General features: G+C 71.8%; 5 protein-coding genes. 4 read left to right on the top strand and 1 reads right to left on the bottom strand.

Going from position 1 to position 4542, the window contains the following annotated elements:
* Window positions 1-506: (2Fe-2S)-binding protein (locus tag HMPREF0731_RS01210; RefSeq protein ID WP_007002162.1), on the bottom strand; the 506-nt coding region annotated here is incomplete at its 3' end.
* 104 nt (window positions 507-610) lie between these two features.
* Between HMPREF0731_RS01210 and HMPREF0731_RS01205 the strand changes: the two genes are divergently transcribed.
* From HMPREF0731_RS01205 to hydA, 4 genes are all read left to right on the top strand, one after another.
* On the top strand, window positions 611-1501 hold the full coding sequence (locus tag HMPREF0731_RS01205; protein WP_007002161.1) for a dihydrodipicolinate synthase family protein: 891 nt from the start codon (window positions 611-613) through the stop codon (window positions 1499-1501).
* Between the two features lie 38 nt (window positions 1502-1539).
* Window positions 1540-2364, top strand: a complete 825-nt coding sequence (locus HMPREF0731_RS01200; RefSeq protein ID WP_007002160.1) for an ABC transporter substrate-binding protein — start codon at window positions 1540-1542, stop codon at window positions 2362-2364.
* 9 nt (window positions 2365-2373) lie between these two features.
* Entirely contained in the window at window positions 2374-3063 is a 690-nt protein-coding gene (locus tag HMPREF0731_RS01195) for an amino acid ABC transporter permease (protein ID WP_007002159.1), read from the top strand.
* Window positions 3064-3075: 12 nt separating this feature from the next.
* A partial coding sequence (gene hydA, locus HMPREF0731_RS01190; RefSeq protein ID WP_040612106.1) for a dihydropyrimidinase occupies window positions 3076-4542 on the top strand: 1467 nt, incomplete at its 3' end.

Below are 4542 nucleotides of genomic sequence, written 5' to 3'. Positions count from 1 at the left end.
TCGCCGCGCCGGTGCTGGGCGTCGGGCCGGGCGGCGCGGTGCGCGGCCAGCGGCTTCAGATATTGCCCGCCCGGCGCGTCGCGCTCATCCAGCACCAGCACTTGCGCGCCGGCTCGGGCTGCCTCGATGGCGGCGGAAAGGCCGGCCGGGCCGGCGCCCACCACCAGCAGGTCGGGCGCGCGCTCCTCCAGCTCCGGCACGGTGGCGGCCAGCGGCGATGGCTGGCCGGGCGGGGCGGAGCGGATGTCGAGGCCGGGCGCGGCCTTCACCTGGCAGGCACGCTCGCCGGCGCGGCCCTCCACCGTCACCAGGCAGTCCCAGCAGGCGCCCATGCCGCAGAACAGGCCGCGCGGCGCACCCGAGGCGGTGTGGCGCAGGGCCAGGATGCCCTGCGCCGCCAGGGCCGCCGCGACCGTCTCCCCCGGCAGGGCCGGGATCTCCCGGCCATCGAAGGTGAAGGTGAATTCGCGGCCGAGCGGGGTCAGGCCAGGGCTGGAGAGGCGCATCGCGGGGGTGATCGGATCCAGGAAAAAGCCGCGGCCAGGATATGGCCATCGCGCGCAGATCGTATACAGTCCGTATGACGAAAACGCCCCGGAGCCGTGACTCGATGACCGCTGAACCCTTTCGCGGCACCTACACCGTCCTCGTCACCCCCTTCACCGCCGATGGCGCGGCGCCGGACCTGCCGGCGCTGGCGCGGCTGGTCGAGTACCAGATCGCGAACGGCGTGCGCGGCCTGATCCCGCTCGGCTCCACCGGCGAGTTCCTGTCCGTCTCGCGCGAGGAGCGCGCCGCCATCGTCGAGACGGTGCTGCGCGCCGCCGCCCGCCGGGTGCCGGTGCTGGTCGGCACCGGCGCCGAGGACACGCGCGAGGCCGTGGCGCTCTCGCGCGAGGCCGAGTCGATGGGCGCGCAGGGCGTGATGGTGATCCCGCCCTTCTATTCGGTGCCGACCGAGGATGAGCTGTTCGCGCATTACCGCGCCATCGGCGAGGCCATCGGCATTCCCGTCATGGTCTACAACAATCCGGCGACGGCCAATGTGGACCTGCTGCCGGCGACCGTGGCGCGGCTCTCGCGGATCGACAATTGCCGCTACATCAAGGAATCGACGCTCGATCCGACGCGGGTGCGCGACATCATCGCCCTCTGCGGCGAGCGGATGACGGTCTTCGCCGGCGTGCTGGGCTATGAGAGCGCCTTCCTCGGCGCGGTGGGCTGGGTCGCGGTCTGCTCCAATGTCGCGCCGAAACTCTCCGCCGCCATGTTCGACGCCGCCGCGGCCGGAGACCGGGAGACGGCGCTGCCGCTCTACCGCCGGCTGGCGCCGCTGCTGCCCTTCGTCGGCGGGCCGCGCTACGTCTCCGGCACCAAGGCGGCGCTGCGCCTCGCCGGGCTCGACATGGGCCAGCCCCGCCCGCCCCGCCTGCCCTTGCCCGAGGCCGACATCCCCGCGCTGCGCGATGTGCTGGCCGGGCTCGGCCTGCTCGCCGCCTGATCCCACCCATCGCATCCGCCCCCGGAGGCCCAGGACCCATGCGCATCCTTCCCGCCCTGACCGGCGCCTTGCTGCTTGCCCTCGCCCTGCCCGCCGCGGCGCAGAATTGCACGCCGCGCGTGCCGAATGCCGAGCTGGTGACGCCGGGCACCCTCACCCTCTCCACCAACCCGACCCTGCCGCCGATGCAGTTCGTCGATTCCACCGGCGCGCTGCGCGGTATGCGGGTGGAGTTGGGCAGCGAGATCGCCCGCCGCCTCTGCCTGAAGGCCGAGCATGTGCGGGTGGAATTCGCCGCCATGATCCCGGGCCTGGCCGCGCGGCGCTGGGACATGATCAACACCGGCATGTTCTTCACCGAGGAGCGCGCCAAGATCATGCAGCTGGTGCGCTATGAGCAGCAGGCGATCTCGATCTCCGTCCCGCGCGGCAATCCGCGCCGCATCGCGGGGGTGCAGGATCTGGCCGGGCTGTCGATCGGCGTCGAGCAGGGCGGCTTCGAATACAACCGCGCGCTGGACATCGTGAAGCAGGTGCAGGCCGCCGGCGGCCGGGCGCCCACCGTGCGCGCCTTCGACAATTTCGCCGTCTCCTTCCAGGCGCTGCGCGTCGGGCAGATCGATGCCGGCATCTCGATCGACAGCACCGCCAAGGAATACGAGACGCGCGGCGACTTCACCCGCGCCGTCAGCGGGCTGTTCGCCACGCCGATCGCCTTCGGCTTCCGCTCCCGCGTGCTGGCGGCCGAGGTCGCCAAGGCGATGGAGGAGATGCGCGCCGATGGCTTCTACACGAAGCTGCTGGAGCAGTATGGCGTGCGCGGCTGGGACGAGCCCTTCGCCGTGGTCGGCCCCGCCCCGTAAGCGCGGGCGATGCGCATCTGGTCCTGGGAAGGGTTCTTCGGCTACCTGACGAACCCGTATCTGCTGGAGGGCGCGCTGCTCTCCATCGGGCTGACGGCCGGGGCGCTGGTCTGCGGGCTGGCGCTCGGAATCGCGCTGGCGCTGCTGCGGCTCTCCGGCAATCGCTGGCTGGCGGGCGGGGCGGCGACCTATTGCTGGCTGTTCCGCGGCACGCCGCTGCTGGTGCAGCTGCTGGTCATCTACACCGCGCTGCCGCTGTTCGGGCTGCGGCTCTCGGTGCCGGCGGCGGCGCTGCTCGGCCTGTCGCTGAACGAGGCCGCCTATCTGTCGGAGACGGTGCGCGCCGGCATCCAGGCGGTGCCCAAGGGCCAGCGCGAGGCGGCGCTGGCGCTCGGCCTGCGCGGCGTGCAGGCCTTCCGGCTGGTGATCTGGCCGCAGGCGCTGCGCATCATCATCCCGCCGCTCGGCAACAGCGTGAATGGCTTGCTCAAGACCACCTCGGTCGCCAGTGTCATCTCCATGGACGAGCTGCTGCGGCGGACGCAGATCCTGATCCAGGAACGGTTCCTGGTGCTCGAGCTGTTCGCCGTGGCGGCGCTCTACTACCTGCTGATGACCACCGCCTGGGATCTGGCGCAGCGTGGGCTGGAGCGGCGCTTCGGCCGCGGCCACGCCACCGAGGCCGCGGACCGGCGCTGAAGGGAGGCGATGATGGAAGACTTCGATCTGGTGGTGCGCGGCGGCACGCTGGCCACGGCCTCGGAAGTGTTCGAGGCCGATATCGGCATCCGCGACGGGCGCATCGCCGCGCTCGGCCTGAACCTGCCGCGCGGGCGGGAGGAGATCTCCGCCAAGGGCATGATCGTCACGCCGGGCGGGCTCGATTCCCATTGCCATCTGGAGGAGATGGGCCAGGACGGTTCGCTGCATGAGGAGAGCTTTTCCAGTGGCTCGGCGGCGGCGCTGGCGGGCGGCACCACCTCCTTCATTTGCTTCCTGCCGCAATGGAAGGGCCATAGCCTCGCCGCCTCCGCCCCCGGCTACGAGGCCCGCGCGGCGCAATCCCGCGCCGACTACTCCTTCCACCAGATCATCACCGACCCGACGCCCGAGGTGCTGGAGCGCGAGGTGCCGGCGCTGGTCGCGCGCGGCATCCGCAGCCTGAAGGTCTTCCTCACCTATGACCCGCTGCGGCTGACCGACGCTCAGTTTCTGGAGGTGCTGGCCACCGCGAAGAAGCTCGGCGCCTTCGTCACCGTGCATTGCGAGAATTTCGACGCCATCGGCTGGCGCATCCAGGCGCTGCTGAAGGCCGGGCTGACCGACCCGCTGCAGCATGCCTGGTCGCGCCCGCCCGTCGTCGAGCGCGAGGCGACGCACCGCGCCATCGCGCTGGCCGAGCTGGTGGACCAGCCGGTGCAGATCTTCCACGTCTCTTGCGAGGAGGCGGCGGCCGAGATCGCGCGCGCCAAGGCGCGCGGGCTGAAGGTCTGGGGCGAGACCTGCCCGCAATACTTCACCCTCGACCATGACGACCTGACCGGCGCCGATTTCGCCGGCGCCAAGGCGGTCTGCTCCCCGGCGCTGCGCGAGAAGGGCGAGAACGCGCGCATCTGGCGCCGCATCCAGGATGGCACGCTGGATGTCGTCACCTCCGACCATTGCGGCTTCTCCTTCGCGACCCAGAAGCGGGTGGCGGGCGGCAGCGCCTATGGCACGGGGGCGGCGGTGCAGCGCGCCGATGGCACGCCCGCCTTCAACGCCATCCCCAATGGCGTGCCGGGCATCGAGACGCGGCTGCCCGTGCTGTTCTCGGAAGGCGTGTCGAAGGGGCGCATCGACCTGCCCACTTTTGTCCGCCTCTCCTCGGCCAATGCGGCGGCGCTGTTCGGCCTGGCCGGGCGCAAGGGCAGCCTGGCCCCCGGCGCCGATGCCGACCTGGTGCTGTGGGACCCGGATGCCGAGCGGGTCATCCACAACTCCGCCCTGCACCACGCCATCGACTACACGCCGTGGGAGGGCATGGCGGTGAAGGGCTGGCCCAGCGTCACCATCCGCCGTGGCGAGGTGGCGGTGCGCGACGGCGAGGTGCTGGCCCAGCCCGGCTCCGGCCGCTTCCTGGCGCGCGGCCCCTATGCGCTGGCCCGGCCGCGCGGCGTGGTGCCGGACGGGTTCGAC

The sequence above is a fragment of the Pseudoroseomonas cervicalis ATCC 49957 genome, from assembly GCF_000164635.1.
GTDB lineage: Bacteria > Pseudomonadota > Alphaproteobacteria > Acetobacterales > Acetobacteraceae > Pseudoroseomonas > Pseudoroseomonas cervicalis.
Note: the sequence above shows the minus strand (reverse complement) of the source record. Positions and strands in the feature narration are given on the sequence as shown.